This is a genomic window from Lacrimispora sp. 38-1 (assembly GCF_049890855.1).
In the GTDB taxonomy this organism is placed as follows: Bacteria; Bacillota; Clostridia; order Lachnospirales; family Lachnospiraceae; genus Lacrimispora.
This window is the reverse complement of the sequence record NZ_JBANEW010000056.1, coordinates 64,767-88,222: the sequence shown is the minus strand read 5'-3', so window position 1 is coordinate 88,222 and position 23,456 is coordinate 64,767. Positions and strand designations below refer to the sequence as shown.

Annotated in this window: 19 protein-coding genes; 16 read left to right on the top strand and 3 right to left on the bottom strand. The window is 44.3% G+C overall.

Translation table 11 applies throughout. The annotated features are described in order from the left end of the window. The first annotated feature begins 6 nt into the window (after positions 1-6). The 5 genes from argH (at position 7) to V7D18_RS15395 (ending at position 5,170) form a co-directional block, all read left to right on the top strand. On the top strand, positions 7-1,380 hold the full coding sequence (gene argH, locus V7D18_RS15415; RefSeq protein ID WP_426155372.1) for an argininosuccinate lyase: 1,374 nt from the start codon (positions 7-9) through the stop codon (positions 1,378-1,380). A gap of 272 nt (positions 1,381-1,652) precedes the next feature. Then, entirely contained in the window at positions 1,653-2,750 is a 1,098-nt protein-coding gene (locus tag V7D18_RS15410; RefSeq protein ID WP_426155370.1) for a TRAP transporter substrate-binding protein, read from the top strand. 68 nt (positions 2,751-2,818) lie between these two features. Beyond that, the gene (locus V7D18_RS15405) at positions 2,819-3,343 is read left to right on the top strand and encodes a TRAP transporter small permease (RefSeq protein ID WP_426155368.1); all 525 of its coding nucleotides are present in this window, start codon (positions 2,819-2,821) and stop codon (positions 3,341-3,343) included. Next, complete coding sequence (locus V7D18_RS15400) at positions 3,343-4,635, top strand: TRAP transporter large permease (RefSeq protein WP_426155366.1); 1,293 nt, start codon at positions 3,343-3,345, stop codon at positions 4,633-4,635. Before V7D18_RS15405 ends, V7D18_RS15400 begins: the two co-directional genes overlap by 1 nt. A 67-nt stretch (positions 4,636-4,702) precedes the next feature. Beyond that, entirely contained in the window at positions 4,703-5,170 is a 468-nt protein-coding gene (locus V7D18_RS15395) for a YcxB family protein (protein ID WP_426155365.1), read from the top strand. Between the two features lie 22 nt (positions 5,171-5,192). On the opposite strand, the gene sdaAA is transcribed toward V7D18_RS15395, so the two are convergent. Genes sdaAA through V7D18_RS15380 form a run of 3 tightly spaced genes read right to left on the bottom strand, consistent with a single transcriptional unit; the run spans position 5,193 to position 7,609 of the window. Beyond that, the gene (sdaAA, locus tag V7D18_RS15390; RefSeq protein WP_426155363.1) at positions 5,193-6,092 is read right to left on the bottom strand and encodes an L-serine ammonia-lyase, iron-sulfur-dependent, subunit alpha; all 900 of its coding nucleotides are present in this window, start codon (positions 6,090-6,092) and stop codon (positions 5,193-5,195) included. A gap of 26 nt (positions 6,093-6,118) precedes the next feature. Continuing rightward, positions 6,119-6,778 (bottom strand): L-serine ammonia-lyase, iron-sulfur-dependent subunit beta, encoded by a 660-nt coding sequence (gene sdaAB / locus V7D18_RS15385; RefSeq protein ID WP_426155361.1) that lies wholly within the window; start codon positions 6,776-6,778, stop codon positions 6,119-6,121. Positions 6,779-6,811: 33 nt separating this feature from the next. Further along, complete coding sequence (locus V7D18_RS15380) at positions 6,812-7,609, bottom strand: histidinol-phosphatase HisJ family protein (protein ID WP_426155359.1); 798 nt, start codon at positions 7,607-7,609, stop codon at positions 6,812-6,814. 225 nt (positions 7,610-7,834) lie between these two features. Here V7D18_RS15380 and V7D18_RS15375 point away from each other — a divergent pair, with 225 nt between their 5' ends. From V7D18_RS15375 to V7D18_RS15325, 11 genes are all read left to right on the top strand, one after another. Then, a complete protein-coding gene (locus tag V7D18_RS15375) occupies positions 7,835-9,505 on the top strand; it encodes a Na/Pi cotransporter family protein (RefSeq protein WP_426155358.1) in 1,671 nt (556 codons plus the stop codon). Between the two features lie 128 nt (positions 9,506-9,633). Next, a complete protein-coding gene (gap, locus tag V7D18_RS15370; RefSeq protein WP_426155357.1) occupies positions 9,634-10,665 on the top strand; it encodes a type I glyceraldehyde-3-phosphate dehydrogenase in 1,032 nt (343 codons plus the stop codon). A gap of 89 nt (positions 10,666-10,754) precedes the next feature. Continuing rightward, the gene (locus V7D18_RS15365; protein ID WP_426155355.1) at positions 10,755-11,966 is read left to right on the top strand and encodes a phosphoglycerate kinase; all 1,212 of its coding nucleotides are present in this window, start codon (positions 10,755-10,757) and stop codon (positions 11,964-11,966) included. A 19-nt stretch (positions 11,967-11,985) separates the two neighbouring features. Continuing rightward, the gene (tpiA, locus tag V7D18_RS15360) at positions 11,986-12,738 is read left to right on the top strand and encodes a triose-phosphate isomerase (protein ID WP_426155353.1); all 753 of its coding nucleotides are present in this window, start codon (positions 11,986-11,988) and stop codon (positions 12,736-12,738) included. 178 nt (positions 12,739-12,916) lie between these two features. Beyond that, entirely contained in the window at positions 12,917-14,455 is a 1,539-nt protein-coding gene (gene gpmI, locus V7D18_RS15355; protein WP_426155351.1) for a 2,3-bisphosphoglycerate-independent phosphoglycerate mutase, read from the top strand. Positions 14,456-14,606: 151 nt separating this feature from the next. Next, the gene (locus tag V7D18_RS15350; protein WP_426155349.1) at positions 14,607-15,854 is read left to right on the top strand and encodes a hypothetical protein; all 1,248 of its coding nucleotides are present in this window, start codon (positions 14,607-14,609) and stop codon (positions 15,852-15,854) included. An 8-nt stretch (positions 15,855-15,862) separates the two neighbouring features. After that, on the top strand, positions 15,863-17,632 hold the full coding sequence (locus tag V7D18_RS15345; RefSeq protein WP_426155347.1) for an ABC transporter ATP-binding protein: 1,770 nt from the start codon (positions 15,863-15,865) through the stop codon (positions 17,630-17,632). Positions 17,633-17,656: 24 nt separating this feature from the next. Next, a complete protein-coding gene (locus V7D18_RS15340; RefSeq protein WP_426155346.1) occupies positions 17,657-18,523 on the top strand; it encodes a DegV family protein in 867 nt (288 codons plus the stop codon). A 27-nt stretch (positions 18,524-18,550) separates the two neighbouring features. Beyond that, entirely contained in the window at positions 18,551-19,993 is a 1,443-nt protein-coding gene (locus V7D18_RS15335; protein WP_426155344.1) for a sensor histidine kinase, read from the top strand. A 17-nt stretch (positions 19,994-20,010) separates the two neighbouring features. Beyond that, the gene (locus V7D18_RS15330; protein WP_426155342.1) at positions 20,011-20,997 is read left to right on the top strand and encodes a GerMN domain-containing protein; all 987 of its coding nucleotides are present in this window, start codon (positions 20,011-20,013) and stop codon (positions 20,995-20,997) included. Further along, positions 20,994-23,456 carry a ComEC/Rec2 family competence protein gene (locus tag V7D18_RS15325; RefSeq protein WP_426155389.1) on the top strand — a complete coding sequence of 821 codons (2,463 nt, stop codon included), beginning with the start codon at positions 20,994-20,996 and terminating at the stop codon, positions 23,454-23,456. Before V7D18_RS15330 ends, V7D18_RS15325 begins: the two co-directional genes overlap by 4 nt.

Below are 23,456 nucleotides of genomic sequence, written 5' to 3'. Positions count from 1 at the left end.
ACAATTATGAAATTATGGGGCGGTCGCTTCACCAAGGAAACCAATCAGCTGGTTCACAATTTTAATGCATCCCTGTCTTTTGACCAGAAGTTTTACCATCAGGACATCGAGGGAAGCATTGCTCACGTTACAATGCTGGCGAAACAGGGCATTATCAGTGAAGAGGACCGGGATAAAATTATCGGCGGCCTGAAAGGCATCTGTGCTGATTTAGAAAGCGGAACGCTTACAATCACAGCGGAGCATGAAGATATCCATTCCTTTGTGGAAGCGGTTTTAACGGAACGAATCGGAGATGCCGGAAAACGTCTTCATACAGGAAGAAGCAGAAATGATCAGGTAGCTCTGGATATGAAACTGTACACCAGAGATGAGATTGATGAGCTTACAGTACTTGTAAAGGGGCTTTTAAAGGAACTTCTGGCTCTGATGGAGAAAAATCTGGATACCTATATGCCGGGATTTACCCATCTGCAAAAGGCCCAGCCCATTACACTGGCTCATCATACAGGAGCTTATTTTGAGATGTTTGACCGGGATTATTCCCGCCTTTTGGATATCAGGAAACGAATGAACTACTGTCCCCTGGGGTCGGGAGCTCTGGCAGGGACGACTTATCCTTTAGACCGGGAATATACAGCTAAGCTTCTTGGTTTTGAGGGGCCTACCTTAAACAGCATGGACTCGGTTGCAGACAGAGATTATTTAATTGAGCTTTTAAGCGCCTTATCTACCATTTCCATGCATTTAAGCAGATTCTGCGAGGAAATCATTATCTGGAATACCAATGAGTACCGTTTTGTGGAAATTGATGATTCCTATAGTACCGGAAGCAGCATTATGCCTCAGAAAAAGAATCCTGATATTGCGGAGCTGATCAGGGGAAAGACAGGGCGCGTTTATGGGGCACTTATTTCCATTTTAACCACAATGAAGGGGATTCCCCTTGCATATAACAAGGATATGCAGGAAGATAAGGAGCTGACCTTTGATGCCATTGATACAGTAAAAGGATGCCTTGCCCTGTTTACAGGCATGATTTCTTCCATGACCTTCCGCAAGGATGTAATGGAGGTAAGTGCAAAGAACGGTTTCACCAATGCAACTGATGCTGCAGATTACCTGGTAAACCATGGAGTTCCGTTCCGGGATGCTCATGGAATTGTGGGTCAGCTTGTGCTTTTCTGTATAGAAAAAGGAATTGCTCTTGATGATATGACGCTGGAAGAATATAAAGCCATCAGCCCTGTTTTTGAGGAAGATATTTACGATGCCATCAGCTTAAAGACCTGTGTGGAGAAGCGAATGACCATTGGCGCACCCGGCCAGGAGGCTATGAAAAAGGTGATTGAGATCTACAAGAGGAAGATAGAGGAATAAGAGCAAAATAACGAAAAGGATCCGTACATGATTGATGTATGGGTCTTTTTTTGACTGAAATGTCAAACAAAGCAGCAAAAAACCAAAAACAATGTTAATGTTATATAAAAAATCGGGAATAGTTTGTGAAGAAGATGTTAAAATAATACTAGGATTCGCAATTATTTACCGTAGTTTTATCACTTTTTGTGTGATAGAATGATTTCGCTGGGGAAACATAAGGAAGTAAAGGTTTCCAACAGGCAAGGAAATTTAGAAGGAGGGGTTATATCATGAAAAAAAGAGGACTGAGTGCTTTAATGTTAGCTGCAATTGCAGCCTTATCATTAGCAGCATGCGGCGGTACTGCAAAGAATAATACCGCAACGGAGGGTACCACTGCAGCAGCAACCACTGCAGCAGCAGGCGAGACAACCAAGGGAGGAGAATCAAAAGAAGCTTCTTCCACAGATCCACAGGTAACACTTGTATATGCAGAAGTAAATCCTTTGGATACAATTGTAGGAAAAACCGATCAGGCATTTAAAGACAAAGTAGAAGAGCTGTCCGGCGGATCCATTAAAATTGATTTACAGGCAAGCGGTGTTCTTGGAGCAGAAAACGATGTTCTTGATAACATGCTTGGCGGAGGCGGAACCATTGATATGTCACGTATCTCTGCATTTGCTCTCACCAGCTATGGTGCAAATAAGTCAAAACTGTTATCCATACCATACACATTTGCAGGCCGTGATCATTACTGGAAATTTGTAAACAGCGATCTTGCTCCTGAGTTTTTAATGGAGCCGCACGATATCGGACTTGGTGTAAGAGGTTTATTCTACGGTGAAGAAGGCTTCCGTCATTTCTTCTCCAAGAAGCCGATTAATGGAATTGATGATATTAAAGGATTAAAGATCCGTGTTTCCAGTGACCCTGTCATGACAGGCATGGTAGGCGCATTAGGCGCAAATGCAACCGTAGTAAGCATGAACGAGCTTTATTCCGCTCTTCAGACCGGTGTAGTAGATGCTGCTGAGCAGCCAATTGCCAACTACAAAGGAAATGCATTCCAGGAAGTTGCTCCAAACTTAATTCTTGACGGACATACACTTGGTGCCATTCAGGTTATCATTACAGATGCTTCATGGGATAAATTAACTGAGAATCAGCAGAAGGCTATGACGGAAGCTGCCAAATATGCTTCTGATTACAACCAGAAACTTTCTCAGGATGCGGAAAACGAAGTGCTTGATGGACTGAAGAAAGATGGTGTTAATATCGTTGAAGTAAAAGACATTACACCATGGCAGGAAGCCTGCAAAGATGTTATTGCTGAAAACACAAAGGATAATGCAGAATTATATCAGAAGATTCTTGATATGAAATAATCAGTGTTGACAAGTGGGGCACAGAAAACTCAGCTTTCTGTGCCCTCACTATTAGAAAGGGGTTCTTTATGCCAGAAATTTTCAAAACAATTGACAAAATAAAACCGGCTTATGATATCGTTTATAAGATTGTTTTGTTTATATGTAAGATACTTTTGATCGGGGATGTTCTGATAACCACAATGTCGGTGGCCGGAAGATATATCCCTTTTATTCCGGATCCGGCGTGGAGTGAAGAGGTGGTATTAACCTTTATGAGCTATATGGCGGTACTATCCGCAGCTCTTGCCATTCGGAAAGGATCTCATATCCGTATGACTGCACTGGACAGATATCTGCCAAAGAAACTGATCATGGTTCTTGATATTCTGGCAGATGTCTCCATTCTTGCTCTTGCATTGATCATGCTGACAGTAGGCTGGAAATATGCGAATGGCATCGGGTCAAAGGGCTTTTATACCAGTATGCCGAAGCTTTCCAGATTTTGGATGTATTTTCCTGTTCCTTTGGCAGGTGGTGCAATGATTATATTCGAACTGGAAGCTCTCTACAATGATGTGAAAAAACTGTTTGTAAAGGAGGAAAATCTCTAATGGGCGCTAATATTGCAATCCTGGTTTTACTGGGAAGTTTCTTTCTGATGGTTTTTCTGCGGTTTCCAATCGCTTATGCCGTAGCTTTATCCGCTGTATTCTGTCTGCTTGCTCAGGGAAGTTCCCTTGCGGTGATCTGTCAGCAGATGGTAAAAGGAATCAGCTCCTTCAGCTTAATGGCAGTACCGTTCTTTATCACCATGGGTGTTCTCATGGGATCCGGCGGTATTTCTGAAAAGCTGATTGCTCTGGCAAATGCCTGTGTAGGCTGGATGCGGGGTGGTATGGCCATGGTAAATATCGTTGCATCTTATTTCTTTGGAGGTATCTCCGGTTCTGCAGCAGCTGATACTGCTTCTCTGGGATCAATCCTCATTCCAATGATGGTGGATCAGGGATATGATGATGATTTTTCAACTGCAGTAACCATTACATCTTCCTGTGAGGGACTTCTTGTTCCACCAAGCCATAATATGGTAATTTATGCGACTACAGCAGGCGGTATTTCGGTAGGAAGCTTATTCCTTGCCGGTTACGTTCCCGGAGCAATCCTTGCACTCTCCCTTATGATTGGTTCTTATATCATTTCTGTAAAAAGAAATTATCCAAAGGGTGACAGATTCAGCATCAAGAATCTGGTGAAACAGCTGGGAATCTCCTTCTGGGCACTGGCAGCTGTATTGATTGTTGTATTCGGTGTTGTTGGCGGTGTATTTACTGCAACAGAGTCAGCAGCCATTGCTGTTATATACAGCCTTCTTGTCAGCGTCTTTATTTACAGGGGTCTGGACTGGAAGGGTGTCTGGAGGGTGATGGAGGACTGTGTGAATACACTGGCAATAGTTCTGATCCTGATTGCAACTTCCAATGTGTTCGGCTATTGTCTGACCTCTCTCCATGTTCCGGATATGGCAGCAAATGCAATTACGGGAGTTACCTCTAATCCGATTATTCTTGCTCTGCTTTTGAACCTGATTCTGCTGGTGCTTGGCTGTATCATGGATATGTCACCAATTATTTTGATTGCAACACCTATTTTACTTCCGATTGCAACCTCAATTGGAATTGACCCGGTTCAGTTTGGTATTATAATGGTACTTAACTGCGGTATCGGACTTTTAACACCACCGGTTGGTGCGGTACTCTTTATCGGTTCTGCGGTAGCAAAAATTCCGATGGAAAAGGTGGTAAAGGCAACCCTTCCATTTTATCTTTGCATGATTGTTACCCTTTTACTGATTACGTTTGTACCGGCTGCCAGTCTCTGGTTACCGTCCTTATTTGCAAAATGATGAGCACTTTTGAAATCAGGCATTGTTCTTTTCGATGCCTGATTTCTGTTATGAGAGGAAAAGAATTATGAGATATGAGTATACTTACCGGAATACAGGAATGGATATCTGGCAGCTGTCCATGTACTATATTTATGGATCAATGGTAGGGGTGTGCAACGTGATTTTTACGGCAGCAGTCCTGACACTTACCATTGTCAGATGGGAAACTTCCGGCAATTTGTTCCGGGTCATTGCGGTTTTAGGATGCTTTCTCTTTCCGGTTATTCAGCCCCTTGCAGTTTATGGCAAGGCAAAAAAGCAGGCAGCAACCAGCCACGATATAAGGCTCCGGTTTGATGATACGGGAATTCATGTGGGGCAGGGGGAAGAAAATCAGGATATCAGCTGGAATAAAATCAGGCGAATCGCCAGAAAGCCTTCCATGATTCTGGTGTTTTTAAATTCCACTCATGGATTCGTTCTGCCCAACCGCATTTTAAAGGAAGAAAAAAATGATTTTTACACATTTCTTTCTTCCAGGATGAAGAAATGACAGAATAGATATGAGAGTAAAATTATTCACCGCCGCAGGTATCAGGACCGAAAATCTGTTTGCACAGGCGGCAGCCGGTAGGAGTGGCAGCCAGTCCTCCTTCTGCCGTTTCTTTTAAGGAAGAAGACATGAGCTGTCCCACCTGTCTCATGGCAAGAATTACTTCGTCTGCGGGAATCACACTTTTTATTCCGGCACAGGCGAGCTCTGATGCGGTAAAGGCGTTGGCAACACCCATGGCATTTCGTTTGATGCAGGGTACTTCCACAAGTCCGGCCACCGGATCGCAGACGAGTCCCATGGTGTTTTTTAATGCAATGGCACAGCTGTCTGAGACCATCTGGGGTGTACCGTCAAAAAGTTCAGTCAGTGCGGCAGCTGCCATGGCGGAAGCGGCGCCAACCTCTGCCTGACAGCCTCCCTCAGCTCCGGCAATGCTGGCGCATTTGGCGATGACCATGCCGATGGCAGAGGAGGTAAACAGGGACATAACGATGTCATGCTTTGGAATATCGTACTCATCCATAACGGAGATTAAAGCTGCAGGAATAACTCCGCAGGAGCCGGCAGTGGGAGCTGCAACGATTTTACCCATGCAGGAATTAAATTCTGTGACAGCAAGTGCCATGCTGATGGCATTGCCAAGAAGATGACCGTAATGGTTTTTTCCTTCATCAACGGCTTTTTTTAACTTTGCGGCAGCTCCGCCGGAAAGCCCGCTGGGAGAACGAAGTGTCTCATCAAGCCCGCTGATTACAGACTGGCGCATGACATCAAAGCTGCTTTCCATGGTTGCGTAAACCAGTTCTGTGGTTGATTCCATATCCTCTGCCTGCTGTTCCAGAACGATTTCAGAAATTTTTTTATGACTGGAAGAAGCGGCGTTGACCAGCTCTTCCACGGTATTATATTTTAGTTTCATTGTTTTTCTCCTGCTGGCTGGTTCTTTTAGCCCAGTTTAAAAAGAATGGTGTTGTAGACATGAGGAAGAAGCCGGATCTGATCGGCTAAAGAAGGATCGAAATCGGAATCCATTTCAATAGTCATAATAGCCAGCCCGCCTTTTTCCTGCCTGTTTAACCGGAAATTGCAGATATTGGCATTGCCGGCAGCAACCAGATTTGTGACATGGGCAATGATGCCGGGAACATCCTGATGCATTACGATTAATGTGGTATTCTGGCCGGTAAAATATACTTCCATGTCATTAATTTTGTTAATTACGATATTTCCTCCGCCAACAGAAGCACCCTGAACAGAAAGCGTATTACCGCCCGTTCCGGTAAGTGTGACCAGGGCTGTGTTTGGATGGGCATTTTCAATGGTGCCAGTGTGAATGGTGATGCAGATGCCCTGACTGTCAGCAGTTTCAAGACTGGTACGGATCCCGGGGTCCCAGGGATCATACATTAAGATTCCGCCGACGATGGCTTTATCGGTTCCATGTCCTTTGTAGGTTTTAGCAAAGGAACCGTGGAACAGAATATCCGCTTTAGCCACCGGCTCTCCAAGAAGGAGAGCGGCAGTTTTACCGATGCGGGCGGCTCCGGCCGTATGTGAGCTGGAGGGCCCGATCATCACAGGCCCGACGATGTCAAATACATTCATGATAATTCTCCAATCCGTTTTTTCTCAGCCAAATCAAAGTGGTTTAAATTCCGGTTTTCTTTTTCTGAATTCTGTATAATAGGAAAATCCGCAATGCTTCAGCAGCTCTTTTGCAGTCTTAAAATCCGCGCCTAAATCCTCCGGTATGTGGGCATCTGATCCGACAGTGATAATCTCACCGCCCAGCTCGTGGTAACGTTTCATAATATCTTTCGACGGATTTGGCTGTCCGATTCCCTTTCTGTAGCCTGCGGTGTTTAACTCGATACCATTCCCATTTTCAATTACTGTCTTTAATATGTCATCAATAATATCCTGATATGCGCCATAACTGTAAAACGCTGCTTTATTAGGACCATACCGGACAATATAATCCATATGTCCGGCTGCGTCATAAGCATCTTTCATTCTTACATTCTCCAGTGTCGCCTTAAAATACTGAAGATATGCCTCTTCTTCCCGTTTCCCTTCAAAAAATTCCGGGTAGGCAGCGTCCTTTCTGTTGATGAAGTGGGTGGATCCGATCACATAGTCAAAATCATAGCGTTTCAGCAGTCCGCTATAGTACTGTGTTAAATGGGGCTGCAGCCCCAGTTCAATTCCGATACGAAGGTCAATGCGGTTCCTGTATTCTTCTCTCAGTCCGGACATGGTCTGATAATACAGGTCCGGGTCAAGGGTAAAGTCAATAGGGGAATCTACGTCATAATCATGGTGATCCGTCACACATAAGGAATCCATTCCAAGCAGAATGGCCTGCTCAATCTGGCGCCTCATGGGGGTGTTGGAGTCACCTGAAAAATCTGAGTGAAAATGATAATCTGGCAGCATTGTGATCTCCTTTCCAAAAATTAAGTTCATTATAAACAATCGTCAGTGGAAATGCAATCTGCCCTGACGACGGTTTTACCTAAATTTCACCAAAACTTTACATAAATTATAAAAAGCGTTGAAAAATGAAATCTTTCTATGTTATTATTTTATACGGTGCAGATAAATGCCAGGGCAAAAGTCTGCACTGCATAAAAATACATATCGGTTACAAGGAGGTAACAAATGTCGGTCAATGACATATCGAGTCTGTTTGGATTCATCGGAGGACTGGGACTGTTCCTGTATGGCATGAATACCATGGCGGACGGCATGCAGAAAAGTGCAGGAAGCCGTATGAGCCAGTTTCTGGGAATGCTCACAAACAACCGTTTTATGGCAGTGCTTCTGGGTGCGCTCATCACAGCAATTATACAGAGCAGCGGAGCTACTACGGTCATGGTTGTAGGTTTCGTCAGCGCAGGGGTTTTAAATCTGACTCAGGCTGTGGGCGTTATCATGGGTGCAAACATAGGAACAACCATCACAGCATGGATTGTTTCCATGAATCAGCTGGGAGATGCATTTTCTGTATGTCAGCCCTCCTTTATAGCTCCTCTTCTTGTGGGAATCGGAGCTGTTCTTCTTCTGTTTGCAAAAAAGCAGAAGACCAGGACTGCAGGTGAGATACTGGTGGGACTTGGTATGCTGTTTATAGGACTTGATTTCATGTCAGGTGCGATTTCTCCCTATACAGATGCTCCTGTATTCTCGGAAGCGTTCCGTATTCTTGGCAATAATCCTCTGCTGGGTATGCTAATTGGAGCACTGGTAACAGCGCTTTTACAGAGTTCTTCGGCTTCGGTTGGTATCTTACAGACACTTGCCATGAATGGTGTGGTTACTACCAACGCGGCTATTTTCATCACTCTTGGTCAGAACATCGGTTCCTGTGTGACTGCCATGATTTCCAGCATCGGCAGTTCCAGAACTGCAAAACGGGCGGCAGTGATTCATCTTTCTTTCAATATCATTGGCTCAACATTGTTTGGTATTGCCTCCTTTCTTATTTTTATTGTGATGCCTCAAATTGCAGCTCATAACATTACTGCAGTGCAGATTTCAATTTTTCACACGGTATTTAATCTGACCAATACCTGTATTTTGTTTCCTTTTGCAAACCAGCTGGTGAAGTTATCGGGCATACTGGTACCTGATGAGAAAAAGCAGTCAGAGGAAAGCAGTGATCAGGAAAGTGAAACCATGAAGCATCTGGATGAAAGAATTTTCGAATCACCTGCATTCGCAGTGGAGACAGCTGCCATGGAAGTGGTACATATGGGACTGATTGCCATGGAGAATGTGCAGCTTGCCATTGATGCTGTAATAACGAAAAATGTCGATAAAGCAAAGGATGTGTATAAAACAGAAAAGACGATTAATAATATGGAGAAGATGCTGACGGAATATCTGGTCAAAATCAACAATCTGTCTTTGACGGAGGAGCAGAAAATAATAATCAACAACTTATTTTACAGTATCAATGATATTGAACGTGTGGGTGACCATGCAGAGAATCTGGCAGAGCAGGCGGAATATATGGCGGAGCATGAGGTGGCATTTTCTGAAACCGGCATATCCGACCTTAAGATTATCTGTCAGGCAGCTTACCAGTCGTTCTCCCATTCCATTGATGCCAGGAGAAGAGGCGATATGGATGAGGTCCGTAAGGTGATCAAGTATGAAGATGAAGTAGATGCACTGGAGGAAGAATTAAGGGAGAAACACATCGAACGTCTTTCCGCAGGGGAGTGCAGCACGGCAGCCGGTGTTGTATTTCTGGACCTGATCAGCAACCTGGAACGCATTTCTGATCACGCATATAATCTTGCCGGATACGTCAAGAATGAAATGTAAAATTAATATTATGAAATGATAAAAATAAAAAAAGGACTTGCTATTTATTGGAATATTAGGTAGAATAAACGGTAGTTGATTATTATTTAACGATCACTTTTAATTTTATTCTTAGGAGGAATTGAATTATGGCAGTAAAAGTAGCGATTAACGGTTTCGGACGTATTGGCCGTCTTGCTTTCAGACAGATGTTTGGTGCAGAAGGCTATGAAGTAGTAGCAATCAACGATTTAACAGATCCAAAGATGTTAGCACATTTATTAAAATATGATACAGCTCAGGGCGGATATGCTGGATACTATGGTGAGAAAGCTCACACAGTAGAAGCTTCTGAGGATTCCATTACAGTTGATGGAAAGACCATCAAAATTTACGCAGAAAAAGAAGCAAAAAATCTTCCATGGGGACAGATCGGCGTAGACGTAGTACTTGAGTGTACTGGTTTCTACTGCTCCAAAGACAAATCCCAGGCTCATATCGATGCAGGCGCTAAGAAAGTAGTTATCTCTGCTCCAGCCGGCAATGATCTGCCAACCGTTGTATTCAGCGTAAACGAGAATGTATTAACAGCAGATGACAAGATCATCTCCGCTGCTTCCTGTACAACAAACTGCCTTGCTCCTATGGCAAAGGCATTAAATGATTATGCTCCGATCCAGTCCGGTATCATGAGCACCATTCACGCTTATACAGGTGATCAGATGATCCTTGACGGACCTCACAGAAAAGGCGATTTAAGAAGAGCAAGAGCCGGCGCAGCAAACATCGTGCCAAACTCTACCGGTGCTGCTAAAGCAATCGGTCTTGTTATTCCTGAATTAAACGGCAAGTTAATCGGTTCTGCCCAGCGTGTTCCGGTTCCTACAGGTTCTACCACTATCTTAACAGCAGTTGTTAAGGGTGCTGATGTAACCAAAGAAGGAATCAATGCAGCTATGAAGGCAGCATCAAGCGAGTCTTTCGGTTACAACACAGATGAGATCGTATCTTCTGATGTTATCGGTATGAGATTCGGTTCTCTGTTTGATTCCACTCAGACTATGGTTTCCAAGATCGGTGATGATTTATATCAGGTTCAGGTTGTTTCCTGGTATGACAACGAGAATTCCTATACAAGCCAGATGGTTCGTACAATTAAGTACTTCGCTGAATTAGGCTAAAGATCCACGAAGGGTCCGGTCGGAAAGGACCGGGCCTTTTGTTTTTTTTATGATGTTGTAACAACATAATCTGAAAGGAGCATAAAAAGATGCTTAATAAAAAAACAGTTGATGATTTAACCGGATTAAAGGGTAAGAAAGTACTTGTAAGATGTGATTTTAACGTACCGTTAAAGGAAGGTGTCATTCAGAACTTTAACCGTATTGACGGAGCGATTCCTACCATAAAGAAGCTGCTTGATCAGGGTGCTAAAGTTATTTTATGCTCCCATCTGGGAAAACCAAAGGGCGAGCCTCTTCCTGAGTTATCTCTGGCACCGGTTGCTCCGGCTTTAAGCGAGCGTCTTGGCGTAGAAGTTAAATTCGTAAATGATCCTAAGGTAACTGGTCCTGAGACACTGAAAGTGGCTGCAGAATTAAAGGATGGAGAAGTTCTTCTTCTTGAGAATACCCGTTACAGAGTGGAAGAGACCAAATACGGCAAAGATGAGGCTGCAGAAGAATATGCAAAAGAGCTTGCTTCTCTCTGCGACGGAATCTTTGTAAATGATGCATTCGGTACTGCTCACAGAGCTCATTGTTCCAACGTAGGTGTTACCAAATATACATCTGAGAATGTAGTCGGATACTTAATGGAAAAAGAGATTAAGTTCCTGGGACAGGCAGTTGAGAACCCGGTACGTCCTTTTGTGGCTATCCTGGGAGGCGCAAAGGTTTCCGATAAGATCAATGTAATCAATAACCTTCTTGACAAGGTTGATACATTAATTATCGGCGGCGGAATGGCTTATACCTTTGCTAAGGCTCAGGGTCATGAAATCGGAAATTCCTTATGCGAGGAAGATAAGCTTGACTATGCATTAGAGATGATCAAAAAGGCGGAGGAGAAAGGCGTGAAACTCCTTCTTCCTATCGATAATGTGATTGGCAAAGAATTCTCCAACGATACAGAGCGCAAAGTGGTAGAATCCATTGACGCTGGCTGGTCAGGATTTGATATCGGACCTAAAACCATTGAATTGTTTAAGGAAGCATTAAAAGGCGCTAAGACTGTTGTTTGGAACGGACCGATGGGCGTATTTGAATTCTCTAACTTTGCAGAGGGTACCTTGGAAATTTGCCGTGCAGTTGCAGAGCTTAGCGATGCTACTACAGTAATCGGCGGCGGAGATTCCGTAAATGCAGTGAAGAGACTTGGCTTTGCTGATAAGATGACCCATATCTCTACCGGAGGCGGAGCATCCTTAGAGTTCCTTGAAGGCAAAGAACTGCCAGGTGTTGCAGCGGCAGATAACAAATAACGGAAGGTAAGGTTATTTTATGTCCAGAAAAAAAATTATTGCAGGAAACTGGAAGATGAATATGACTCCAACCGAAGCGGTGGAGCTTGTAAATACGTTAAAGCCTTTAGTGGCAAACGATGAAGTAGACGTGGTATTTTGTGTACCGGCTATTGATATCATTCCTGCCATGGAGGCAGCAAAAGGTTCTAACATTAACATCGGCGCTGAAAATATGTATTTTGAAGATAAGGGCGCTTATACCGGAGAGATTTCACCGGCTATGTTAAAGGACGCAGGTGTGAAATACGTGGTAATCGGTCATTCCGAGAGAAGAGAGTATTTTGCAGAGACCGATGAGACCGTTAATAAAAAAGCAATAAAGGCTTTCGAGTACGGGATCACTCCTATTATCTGCTGCGGAGAATCACTTACCCAGAGAGAACAGGGAATCACCATTGACTGGATCCGTCAGCAGATCAAGATTGCATTCTTAAATATACCGGCTGAGAATGCTGCTAAAGCAGTGATCGCATATGAGCCCATCTGGGCAATCGGTACAGGCAGGGTTGCAACGACTGAGCAGGCCCAGGAAGTATGCCAGTCTATCCGTTCCTGTATTGCTGAAATCTATGATGAGGCAACTGCAGACGCAATCAGGATTCAGTATGGCGGTTCTGTTTCCGCCGGCAGTGCACCGGAACTTTTTGCACAGCCGGATATTGACGGCGGTCTTGTAGGAGGAGCATCCTTAAAACCGGAATTCGGCAATATTGTCAATTATAAGAAATAACACAGCTGCTGCTTCCTGTCTGCTTTCGGGCAGGGAGCAGCTTTTTGCTTCCTGATAATTTTTCACCATTCCCAGGTTGCAGGAAATAACGAAATCATGTAGAATATTGTGTTGTGAGATTATGATTGCAATAAGTACAATTACGATAGAATGAACAGAAAGAAAAGGAGAACTAGTTATGAGCAAAAAACCGGTTGTATTAATGATCCTTGATGGTTACGGGTTAAACGATAACTGCGACCATAATGCTGTATGTGAAGCGAGAACTCCCGTTATGGACCAGCTGATGAGCCAGTGTCCTTACGTAAAAGGGAATGCCAGCGGTCTGGCAGTAGGTCTTCCGGACGGACAGATGGGAAATTCCGAGGTTGGCCATTTAAATATGGGTGCAGGACGCATCGTTTATCAGGAACTGACCAGAATCACAAAAGCTATTTCAGACGGAGACTTTTTTACAGTTCCTGAATTTTTACAGGCAGTGGAAAACTGCAAAAAGAACAATTCCGCACTTCATATGTGGGGCCTGGTATCAGACGGCGGAGTTCACAGCCATATCGGCCACATCTACGGGTTATTGGAACTGGCTAAGAAAAACGGCCTTGAGAAAGTATACGTTCACTGCTTCTTAGACGGCCGTGATACACCACCCGCTTCCGGCAAAAGCTACGTGGAAGCGCTGGAAGCGAAGATGAAAGAGCTTGGTGTGGGCAAGGTGGCATCTGTTTCCGGACGTTATTATGCGATGGACAGAGATAACCGCTGGGACCGTGTAAAACGGGCTTATGATGCACTGACAAAGGGAGAAGGAAATCAGGCCCAGTCAGCTGTTTCCGGTATTCAGGCTTCCTATAACGCAGAAAAGAATGATGAATTTGTGGAGCCATTTGTAGTGACAGAGAACGGAGAACCGGTTGCTGTTGTAAAAGACGGGGATTCAGTCATCTTCTTTAACTTCCGTCCTGACCGCGCAAGAGAGCTGACAAGAGCCTTCTGTGATGATGAGTTTAAGGGCTTTGAGAGAGAAAAGCGTCTTAATCTGACCTATGTCTGCTTTACCGATTATGATGAGACAATTAATAATAAGCTGGTTGCATTTAAAAAAGAATCCATTATCAACACATTTGGAGAATTCCTTGCCGATCACAACATGACTCAGGCCAGAATTGCAGAGACGGAAAAATATGCCCACGTAACATTTTTCTTTAACGGCGGTGTGGAAGAACCGAATAAAGGAGAAGACAGAATATTAGTTCCGTCTCCTAAGGTTGCCACCTATGATTTACAGCCTGAGATGAGCGCTCCTGTTGTCTGCGACAAACTGGTAGAGGCTGTTACCTCAGGAAAATACGATGTCATCATTGTTAATTTTGCCAATCCGGACATGGTAGGACATACCGGTATGGAAGATGCGGCAATCAAGGCAATCGAGACCGTTGATGCATGTGTGGGAAGAACTGTAGATGCAGTGAAGGAGATGAACGGGGTACTGTTTATCTGCGCAGATCATGGCAATGCAGAGCAGCTTCTGGATTATGAGACGGGAGAACCGTTTACAGCCCATACAACCAATCCGGTACCTTTCATACTGGTTAATGCTGATCCAGCCGATAAGCTGAGAGAGGGCGGCTGTCTTGCAGACATCGCACCGACCTTAATCGAACTGATGGGTATGGAGCAGCCAAAAGAGATGACAGGAAAATCACTGCTTGTCCGGTAAATTGAAGGAATAAGAGGGCTTCCCGGTAAACGTACCGGGGGTCTTCTTTTTTGTAAAAGAATAAAAATTACCTTGTCCGTGTACGTTTTGTGCTTCCATTTCTAACAAAAATACGATAGAATATAGAAAGGTATGTTAGGAAGGATTTCAGATGAGTATAAGAATCAGATTTTCTTTGGAGCCCAAGAAAAAAATATTTTCCCGATTTTCCTGGAACTGTCAGTCTGCCGAGCTTATGGTGAAGGAGCTGGCGAAGAAGATGGGATATCAGTGTTTTCGCATTGAAGGAATGCTGCTTGTCCAGCTGTGTCCGGAAGGATATATCTGGTTTAACTGGAATAAGCGCAGGTTTCAGGGAGAGAGCCAGACAAACATTGCAGGACCCGGATTTCATGCTGCAGTGGTGGAGTTTTTAGAAGAAGCTGCGCGGGAAAAAAAGCTAAAGCTTAAAGTAGAAGACCGGACGGGTTATTTCATAAAAAGAGATTTTTTTGCCATGAGACAAAAATATTTTTACCAATGGTTTTCCGATTTGATGGATCTGGTATCCGGCTGGAGTGAAAAAGGGGAATATATGTTTTGCTGGCCTGCCATTTACTATATTCCATCCAGGCAGGAAGGAAAGCTGATTACTCACATCCGGTCTTTTTCGTTTAAGGAGATAGCCGGGATGGTACATTCCGGGATGAGTGTGGCATTTGCCAGGGATTTCTTCCTATGGAATGATCTTCAAAAGGATGCCAGATATTACAGGAACAGCGCGATGGTTCTTTTAAACCAGTCCTGCTATTTTATGCCATCACAGCGGAGCACACAGGACTTTTATGTAAATCAGAGAATTATAGAGCTTCTTGAAAAGGCATATGTCATGGATCCGGATATTCCATTTCCAATGAAGTCTTATCTTGATATCTGTGCTCTTGATTTACACACTCCCATGAAGATGGAGTCCGTGAATCTCATGGATATTGAGGATTCCATTGGATGCAGAAAATATCTGGTCTACCGCAAGATCGGCAATATGAGTTTTGCCATACCAGGAAATTTCTTATACGATGAGGAAGATAACAGCGCAATGGATCATTATTATGACGGCAGGGATTATGGCGGTCATGATTATTATATTTATGCAGCGGTCTTTGCTGGACGTGAAGCGGAGTTTAAGCCCCAGTGGTTTGAACAGGGCAAACCCGAGGAGATCCTGGATTTTGAACTGAATCAGGCGAAGGTCAGGGTGGCTTTTTATGAACCGGAGGAGAAGCCGGGGGAAACCAGATATGGAGTATCTGCCCAGGTACTTTATAAAGACCAGCGTATGAATATTAATATTGTAAGCAGAAAACCGGGGGAGAAAGACTGGGCTTTGGAACTGATAAAAAGCATTCGAATAACAGAGTAGAGGAACGTATGAATCAGAAAGAGATGAAAACAGGCATATTGCTGAGGCGGTTTGTGCCTTATTATAAAAAATATACAAAGATTATGGTGATGGACTTGTTCTGTGCGTCCTTAACCACCATTTGTGAGATGGTGCTGCCCCTGATCCTTCGGTTTATTACCAATCAGGGGCTGCGGGATATATCGGCACTCACCGTCCGTACCATTATAAGTATCGGTGCACTTTATTTCGGACTCAGGATCATTGACGGTATGGCAAGCTTTTATATGGCATATACCGGTCATGTGATGGGAGCTGCCATAGAGACGGATATGAGAGAGGATGCGTTCAGCCATCTGCAGAAGCTCTCCGATAATTATTTCAATAATACCAAGATCGGGCAGATTATGTCACGGATTACCAGCGATTTATTTGACGTGACGGAGTTTGCCCATCACTGTCCCGAAGAATTTTTTATTGCGTTTTTAAAGACGGTGATCTCTTTTATCGTCCTGGCGGGAATCAATCTTTCGCTGACCCTTATCATTTTCCTGCTGATTCCAGTCATGGCAGTGTCCTGTACTTATTTTAACATTCAGGTGAGGAGAGCATTTAAACACCAGAGAAACCATATTGGTGAACTGAATGCCAGGATTGAGGACAGCCTTCTTGGAAACAGGGTGGTAAGAGCTTTCGCCAATGAGAAGATCGAGATAGAAAAATTCAACCGTGACAATCAGGAATTCTTACAGATTAAAAGAAAAACATATAAATATATGGCGGCTTTCCAGAATACCATCCGGATGTTTGACGGTCTGATGTATGTGGTGGTGATCATTGCAGGCGGTATTTTTATGATAAAGGGTCTGATTGAACCGGGAGATCTTGTGGCATACACTCTTTATGTCAGCACGTTACTGGCTACCATACGAAGAATTATTGAGTTTGCGGAGCAGTTTCAGAGAGGTATGACAGGAATTGACCGTTTCATGGAGCTGATGGACGCCAATGTAGATATTTTTGATGAAGAGGGCGCAAGACCTCTTACGGAAATCAAAGGGGAGATCTCCTTTGAAGATGTCTCTTTTGAATATCCGGATGACCGTAATCCTGTCCTGTCTCATATCAACTTAAAAATCAGACACGGAGAAAAAGTGGCTCTGGTAGGGCCTTCCGGAGGCGGTAAAACAACTCTCTGCAGCCTGGTTCCGCGTTTTTATGACCCTACAGAGGGAAGGATTTTAATTGACGGACAGGATATCAGGGAAGTAACGCTTAAGAGCTTGAGAAGCACGGTAGGTGTGGTGCAGCAGGATGTTTATTTATTCTCAGGAACTGTTTTTGAGAATATTGAATACGGCCGCCCGGGTGCTTCCATGGAAGAAGTGGTTACAGCGGCTAAGATGGCAGGAGCCCATGAATTCATCACGGGATTAAAGGACGGATACAATACATATGTAGGAGAGCGGGGAGTGAAGCTTTCCGGCGGTCAGAAGCAGCGGATCAGTATTGCCAGAGTGTTCTTAAAAAATCCGCCGGTTCTGATTCTTGATGAAGCGACCTCTGCACTTGATAATGAAAGCGAGCAGCTGGTTTCCCAGTCTTTGGAGCGGCTTTCCAAAGGAAGGACAACTGTGACGATCGCGCACCGGCTTACTACCATACAGAATGCTGACCGGATTTTAGTTCTGTCTGACAACAGTATTGTGGAAGAAGGAAGTCATGAAGAACTTCTTTTAAAGAAAGGCATGTATTACCAGCTTTATACATCTGTGAATGAAGCAGAGCAGAATACTTAATTTGAGGAATGAAGGAGAGCCGGAATGAAAGTAGCGATTGTTACAGACAGCAACAGCGGAATTACCCAGAAGCAGGGGAAGGATGCTGGAATTTATGTCATTCCCATGCCATTTATGATGGATGGAGAGATGTATTATGAGGATATCAGCTTAAGCCAGCAGGAGTTTTATGAAAAGCTGAAAAGCGGCGCGGATATTTCCACCTCACAGCCATCTCCCGGTGATTTAATGGATTTATGGAATGACCTGCTAAATGAATACGAAGCCATTGTGCACATACCCATGTCCAGCGGATTAAGCAGTTCCTGCCAGACAGCCCTTATGCTGGCGGAGGATTTTGAGGGTAAGGTGTTTGTTGTTAATAATCAGAGAATCTCTGTGACCCAGAGACAGTCTGTACTTGATGCGAAGGGGATGGCAGATCAGGGAATAAGCCCCCAGGCGATTAAGGAGAAGTTAGAGGAGACAAAGATGGACTCCACCATTTATATCACCTTAGATACCCTGGAATATTTAAAAAAGGGCGGAAGAATCACTCCTGCTGCCGCACTTCTTGGAAGTTTTCTGCGGATTAAGCCGGTACTTACCATACAGGGAGAAAAGCTTGATGCTTTTGCAAAAGCAAGAACCATGAAACAGGCAAAAGCCATGATGATTGCTGCTATAAAAAAAGATATGGATGAGCGTTTTAAAGATCCGTTGGGAGAGAAAACTCATATGGCGGTTGTACACTCAGACAGTCTGGAAGCTGCCCTGGAATTCAAACGGGAACTTGAAGAGCTATTCCCGGAAACAGGAGAGATCTATGTGGATCATCTTTCTCTCAGCGTGGCCTGCCATATCGGTCCGGGGGCGCTGGCAGTTGCCTGTACCAAAGAAACGCAGCTATGATAAGTCGAAGATTGGAGGGGTGTGACCATGTTTCAGGATAAACGATTCAGCCGAAAACCCACCATAAGCCTGCAGGTCACCCTGATTCTCGTCTTTTTGTTTATAGGAAGTATTCCTGTCTTTATAGGAAGTTCTGTCCTGCTTGGAGCATTCCGGCAAAATCTCATCGATTCCAGAATGCAGGAGATCCAGAACCAGTGCTGGATATTAAGCAACAAGATGACCAGGATTGGATATTTAACCATGGATCCCAAGGATCCTCTGCTGGATAATGAGATGACTGTGAAAGCGGATATGTTTAACGGAAGAATTGTAATTATCAACAAGAGCTTCCGCATTATCAGCGATACGTTTTCCTTATCAGCAGGAAAGACCAATGTGTCGGAGGAAGTGATTCGCTGCTTTAACGGCGAAAACAGCAGCAAATATAATCAGGAGAAAAGGTATTTTTCTCTCACAATTCCTATCTATTCCAACAGCCAGGACAAGGAGATAGATGGTGTCATGATTGTAACGGCATCTTCTGAGGATCTTCTGAACCGGATTGTGGCAGTATCAGATAAAAGCGCGTTTTTGCAGCTTTTAATTGTTTCCATACTGGTAATTGCAGCAGTTCTTATTGTAAAGCTTTTGATGAAGCCGTTCCGTGAGCTGCAGCGGCTGTTAAACAGGGCTGCAGAGGGGAATTTAGATGAGGACATCAGCTCCCGTATCTATAAGGAAACCAGGCAGATCTCTGATTCCATCAATACCACTTTAAAGAAGTTAAAAGCGGTGGACAAGTCAAGGGAAGAGTTTGTTTCCAATGTATCTCATGAATTAAAAACTCCCATTACCTCTATTCGTGTTCTGGCAGATTCTCTGATTGGCATGGAGGATGCTCCCGTGGAGCTGTATCGGGAATTTTTAAGCGATATATCAGAAGAGATTGAAAGAGAGAATAAAATTATTGACGATTTACTGGCTCTGGTTCGAATGGATAAGACGGCAGGGGCAAACTTAAACGTGGCCCAGGTTAAAATTAACGGACTGCTGGAACTGATTTTAAAGCGTCTTCGCCCCATTGCAGGAAAGAGGAATATTGAGCTGACTTTTGAGAGTATGCGGGAAGTAACTGCAGATGTGGATGAGATGAAGCTGTCTCTGGCACTGAGCAATCTTGTGGAGAATGCCATTAAATACAATGTGGAAGGCGGCTGGGTCCGGGTGACACTGGATGCGGATCATAAATTCTTTTATATTAAGGTTGCTGACTCAGGAATCGGAATCTCCGAAGAATTCCAGGAACGTGTTTTTGACCGCTTTTACCGGGTGGATAAGGCAAGATCCAGAGAAACGGGAGGAACAGGTCTAGGTTTGTCCATTACAAAAAAAATCGTGCTGATGCATCAGGGAGCCATCAAGCTTCAGAGCAAAGAGGGAGAGGGTACCACTTTTACCGTACGTATACCTCTTACATATATTTCTTAGGAACAGGAGGGACAGGGATGAAGCGACGAATCGGTATACTGATCTTCCTGCTGTCTGTAATATACTGTTTATCTGGCTGTTCAGGAAGAGCGCCGGAAGAAAGCAAAGAGGACGGGGAGCTTTATCAGATCTACTATCTGAATTCAGCCATGACAAAAATGGAGCCTCAGCCATATACCATGCCCCAGAAGCCGGCAGATGAAGCAGAAGAGGAAACAGACTGGGAGATTAAAAATCTGATGGAACAGCTTCGTAACGTTCCAAAGGATTTAGACAGGCAGGCAGCGGTCCCGGACAAGGTGGGATTTGAACGGTATAAGCTGGAAGATACGGTTTTGTATCTGTATTTTGATAATAATTACGCCATGATGAACAGCACCAGGGAGATTCTTTGCAGGGCCGCTCTTGTCAGGACATTAACCCAGATTAAGGGGATTGCATATGTTGCAATCTACACGGCGGAACAGCCTCTTATGGACAGCACAGGAAATCCGGTGGGACCCATGCAGAGTACGGATTTTGTAGATAATATCAGCAACGTCAACTCGTTTGAAAAGACGGAGCTGTCTTTATATTTTTCAGATGAAAGCGGAGAGAAACTGGTTAAGGAGACGAGAGAAGTGGTTCATAACATCAATACTTCTCTGGAAAAGCTGGTAATTGAACAGCTGATTGCAGGTCCCGGCAGACCGGGATTAAACCCCACTCTGCCTAAGGATACCAAGTTACTCAATGTTTCCGTGAATGAAAATGTTTGTTACATTAATTTTGACTCCTCATTTCTCAATAACACACTGGAGGTAAAAGAATATATTCCCATCTATTCCATCGTGAATTCTCTGGCTGCGGTCTCTTCCATCAACAAGGTGCAGATCACAGTCAATGGTTCCCAGGAAGTGATGTTCCGGGACTCCATTTCTTTAAACCAGCTGTTTGAGCGAAATCTGGATTACAATAAGGAAAATGAGGAATCTACAGAAGAAACAGGAGGAACACAACAATAAAACGCCCATTATGTCTGATTGCAGGGGGATTTGTACTTGGAGAGACTGCCGTACTGCTGGCTCTGACATCTTGGCTTTTTCTTCCGGCGCTGATTGCAGCCGGGATGATTTTTTGTGGTCGCAGGAGAGGCAGAAACCCGCTTTGGGTCTTTTTGCCTCTTGTTTTTTTCTACTTGGGATCGGCTCGTGCAGGTTCTGAAATGGAGAATTGGAGAGAACGGGAAATGAGGATGGATGAGATTTCCTCCCATTATACCGAGGTTCAGGGTAAGATTTCTTCCATTGAGGAAGAGGAAGGAACTGTCTGGCTGACTTTAAAGAATAACCGGATACGGAAGATGAGAAAAGGAAACTGGGATGAGGTTCCCTATGAGCATTCCAAAATTCTGGTTTCCTTTAAGGAGGCCGGCAGCGTTTCAGCGGAACATTTGGGAATTGGGCAGACTATAGCGGTGCGGGGAGAGGTGCAGCTCTTTTCCCAGGCAAGAAATCCGGGTGAGTTTGACTTCAAAGACTACTACCAGTCTCTGGGATTTGATTTCCGCCTTTTTGCAGAAGAGATAGAAATAGTGAATTCTGCGAAGTCCCCGCTATTGGAAGGCTTAAGGAAATTTAAGTCACGAAGTAAGGATCTTCTCTATCGGGATGCGAAAGAAGAGGATGCAGGTATTTTTGCGGCTGCGGTGCTGGGAGATAAAAAGGGAATTGCCAGTGAAATCAAGGATTTATACCAGAAAAACGGTATCGCCCATCTTCTTGCAATCAGTGGTCTTCATATGTCCTTTATCGGACTGGCTTTCTATAAAATGATGAAGAAAGCGGGGGCAGGCTTTTGGGGCGCAGGCCTTGTAAGCACAGTTCTTCTGATTTTATACGGCATTTTGACCGGTGGCAGCCCCTCTGTTGTGCGGGCGGGGCTGATGATGTGTGCTGGATTTTATGCTGCATGTCTTGGCAGAACCTATGATTTGCTGTCTGCAGCATCGCTGTCTTTCCTTTTTCTTGGTTTTCATTCTCCGTTTCTCATCATGCAGGGAGGGGTTCAGCTGTCCTTTGGTGCTGTTTTTGCCATCGGAGGACTGGCTCCGGTCATCCGCAGCTGGCTGGGGAAAGATCATCTGTTTGCCGGGAGTATTTCTGCCTGCTTTGCTGTTCAGATGATGACTCTGCCTGTAACGGCATTTCATTTTTATCAAATGCCTCCTTATGGTCTGCTCCTAAATCTTCTGGTCATTCCTCTTATGGGAGGAGTACTCTGTTCGGGTATGGGAGTGATTGCCCTTGGAGCCATAAGCTCTGTTTTAGGAACAGCGGCAGCAGGAACCGGACACTATATTCTGTCTTTGTATGAAGTTCTGTTAAAAACGGCTGGGCGGATACCGGGGCACAATATTATATTGGGAAGGCCGGGGATTCGTGTGCTTGCCGCGTATGCTTTACTTCTGACTGCTGTTATGCTGTTCATTGAAAGGCTGAGAAAATGGGAGAAGGGAGAGGAGAAAACAGCACAACCCCCAAAAGAGAAAAAGGATAAAACTGCAGCCGGAATTCCATATGGGGCAAAGCTTCTTTTTTTGGCAGGATTCTATCTCTTGTCCATCCTGCTTTTCTCACCTCAGCCGGTAAAAGGGCTGGATGCATGGTTTCTTGATGTGGGGCAGGGAGATGGTATTTTACTGAGGACTGAAGGGGAAGCCATACTGGTTGATGGAGGGAGTTCATCAAATAAGTCTCTTGGAGAGTACACACTGTCTCCCTGTCTTAAATCCCTTGGTATTTCCCAGATTGATTATGCATTTGTCAGCCATGGCGACCAGGATCATTTAAGCGGGGTGAAATATTTACTGGAAAGCTGTGAGGACATTCAGATTAAGAATCTGTTTCTCCCCTATCATGGGAGAGGGGATGAATCAATTCAGTCACTGGAAGAGCTGGGAAGAAAACGGGGAACCTGCGTGCGGTATTTAACGGAAGGAGATTATATGAAAACAGGAACTTTTTCCGTTACCTGTCTTTATCCCGGAAAAGAGGATATTCCGGGTGATGTAAATGGAGAGTCACAGGTGCTTAAAATGGATTATGGTGACTGCCATATGCTGTTTACCGGTGATATGGGGGAGGTGGAGGAACAGCGGCTTCTTGAAAAAATGGATCATAATCTACTTGGCGAAGTAAATGTTTTAAAAACCGCTCATCATGGGTCTAAGTATTCATCCAGTGAACCGTTTCTTGATGCAGTATCTCCCACCTGGTCTGTGATCTCCTACGGACAGGGAAACTCTTACGGGCATCCTCATAAAGAAGTCTTAGACCGTCTTAAAGAACGAAATGTTACGGTCTTTCAGACTGGAATGAGCGGAGCGGTCAGACTGGAAACGGATGGAACCAGGATTCGTTTTTCAACTTTCGTTGACGGAAGCCGGAACCATGGGTATAATGAAAAGAAGGAAAAGGAGTGA

Coding starts and splice junctions, on each gene's coding strand:
- argH (WP_426155372.1), top strand. CDS start 7: ATGAAATTATGGGGCGGTCGCTTCACCAAGGAAACCAATCAGCTGGTT.
- V7D18_RS15410 (WP_426155370.1), top strand. CDS start 1,653: ATGAAAAAAAGAGGACTGAGTGCTTTAATGTTAGCTGCAATTGCAGCC.
- V7D18_RS15405 (WP_426155368.1), top strand. CDS start 2,819: ATGCCAGAAATTTTCAAAACAATTGACAAAATAAAACCGGCTTATGAT.
- V7D18_RS15400 (WP_426155366.1), top strand. CDS start 3,343: ATGGGCGCTAATATTGCAATCCTGGTTTTACTGGGAAGTTTCTTTCTG.
- V7D18_RS15395 (WP_426155365.1), top strand. CDS start 4,703: ATGAGATATGAGTATACTTACCGGAATACAGGAATGGATATCTGGCAG.
- sdaAA (WP_426155363.1), bottom strand. CDS start 6,092: ATGAAACTAAAATATAATACCGTGGAAGAGCTGGTCAACGCCGCTTCT.
- sdaAB (WP_426155361.1), bottom strand. CDS start 6,778: ATGAATGTATTTGACATCGTCGGGCCTGTGATGATCGGGCCCTCCAGC.
- V7D18_RS15380 (WP_426155359.1), bottom strand. CDS start 7,609: ATGCTGCCAGATTATCATTTTCACTCAGATTTTTCAGGTGACTCCAAC.
- V7D18_RS15375 (WP_426155358.1), top strand. CDS start 7,835: ATGTCGGTCAATGACATATCGAGTCTGTTTGGATTCATCGGAGGACTG.
- gap (WP_426155357.1), top strand. CDS start 9,634: ATGGCAGTAAAAGTAGCGATTAACGGTTTCGGACGTATTGGCCGTCTT.
- V7D18_RS15365 (WP_426155355.1), top strand. CDS start 10,755: ATGCTTAATAAAAAAACAGTTGATGATTTAACCGGATTAAAGGGTAAG.
- tpiA (WP_426155353.1), top strand. CDS start 11,986: ATGTCCAGAAAAAAAATTATTGCAGGAAACTGGAAGATGAATATGACT.
- gpmI (WP_426155351.1), top strand. CDS start 12,917: ATGAGCAAAAAACCGGTTGTATTAATGATCCTTGATGGTTACGGGTTA.
- V7D18_RS15350 (WP_426155349.1), top strand. CDS start 14,607: ATGAGTATAAGAATCAGATTTTCTTTGGAGCCCAAGAAAAAAATATTT.
- V7D18_RS15345 (WP_426155347.1), top strand. CDS start 15,863: ATGAATCAGAAAGAGATGAAAACAGGCATATTGCTGAGGCGGTTTGTG.
- V7D18_RS15340 (WP_426155346.1), top strand. CDS start 17,657: ATGAAAGTAGCGATTGTTACAGACAGCAACAGCGGAATTACCCAGAAG.
- V7D18_RS15335 (WP_426155344.1), top strand. CDS start 18,551: ATGTTTCAGGATAAACGATTCAGCCGAAAACCCACCATAAGCCTGCAG.
- V7D18_RS15330 (WP_426155342.1), top strand. CDS start 20,011: ATGAAGCGACGAATCGGTATACTGATCTTCCTGCTGTCTGTAATATAC.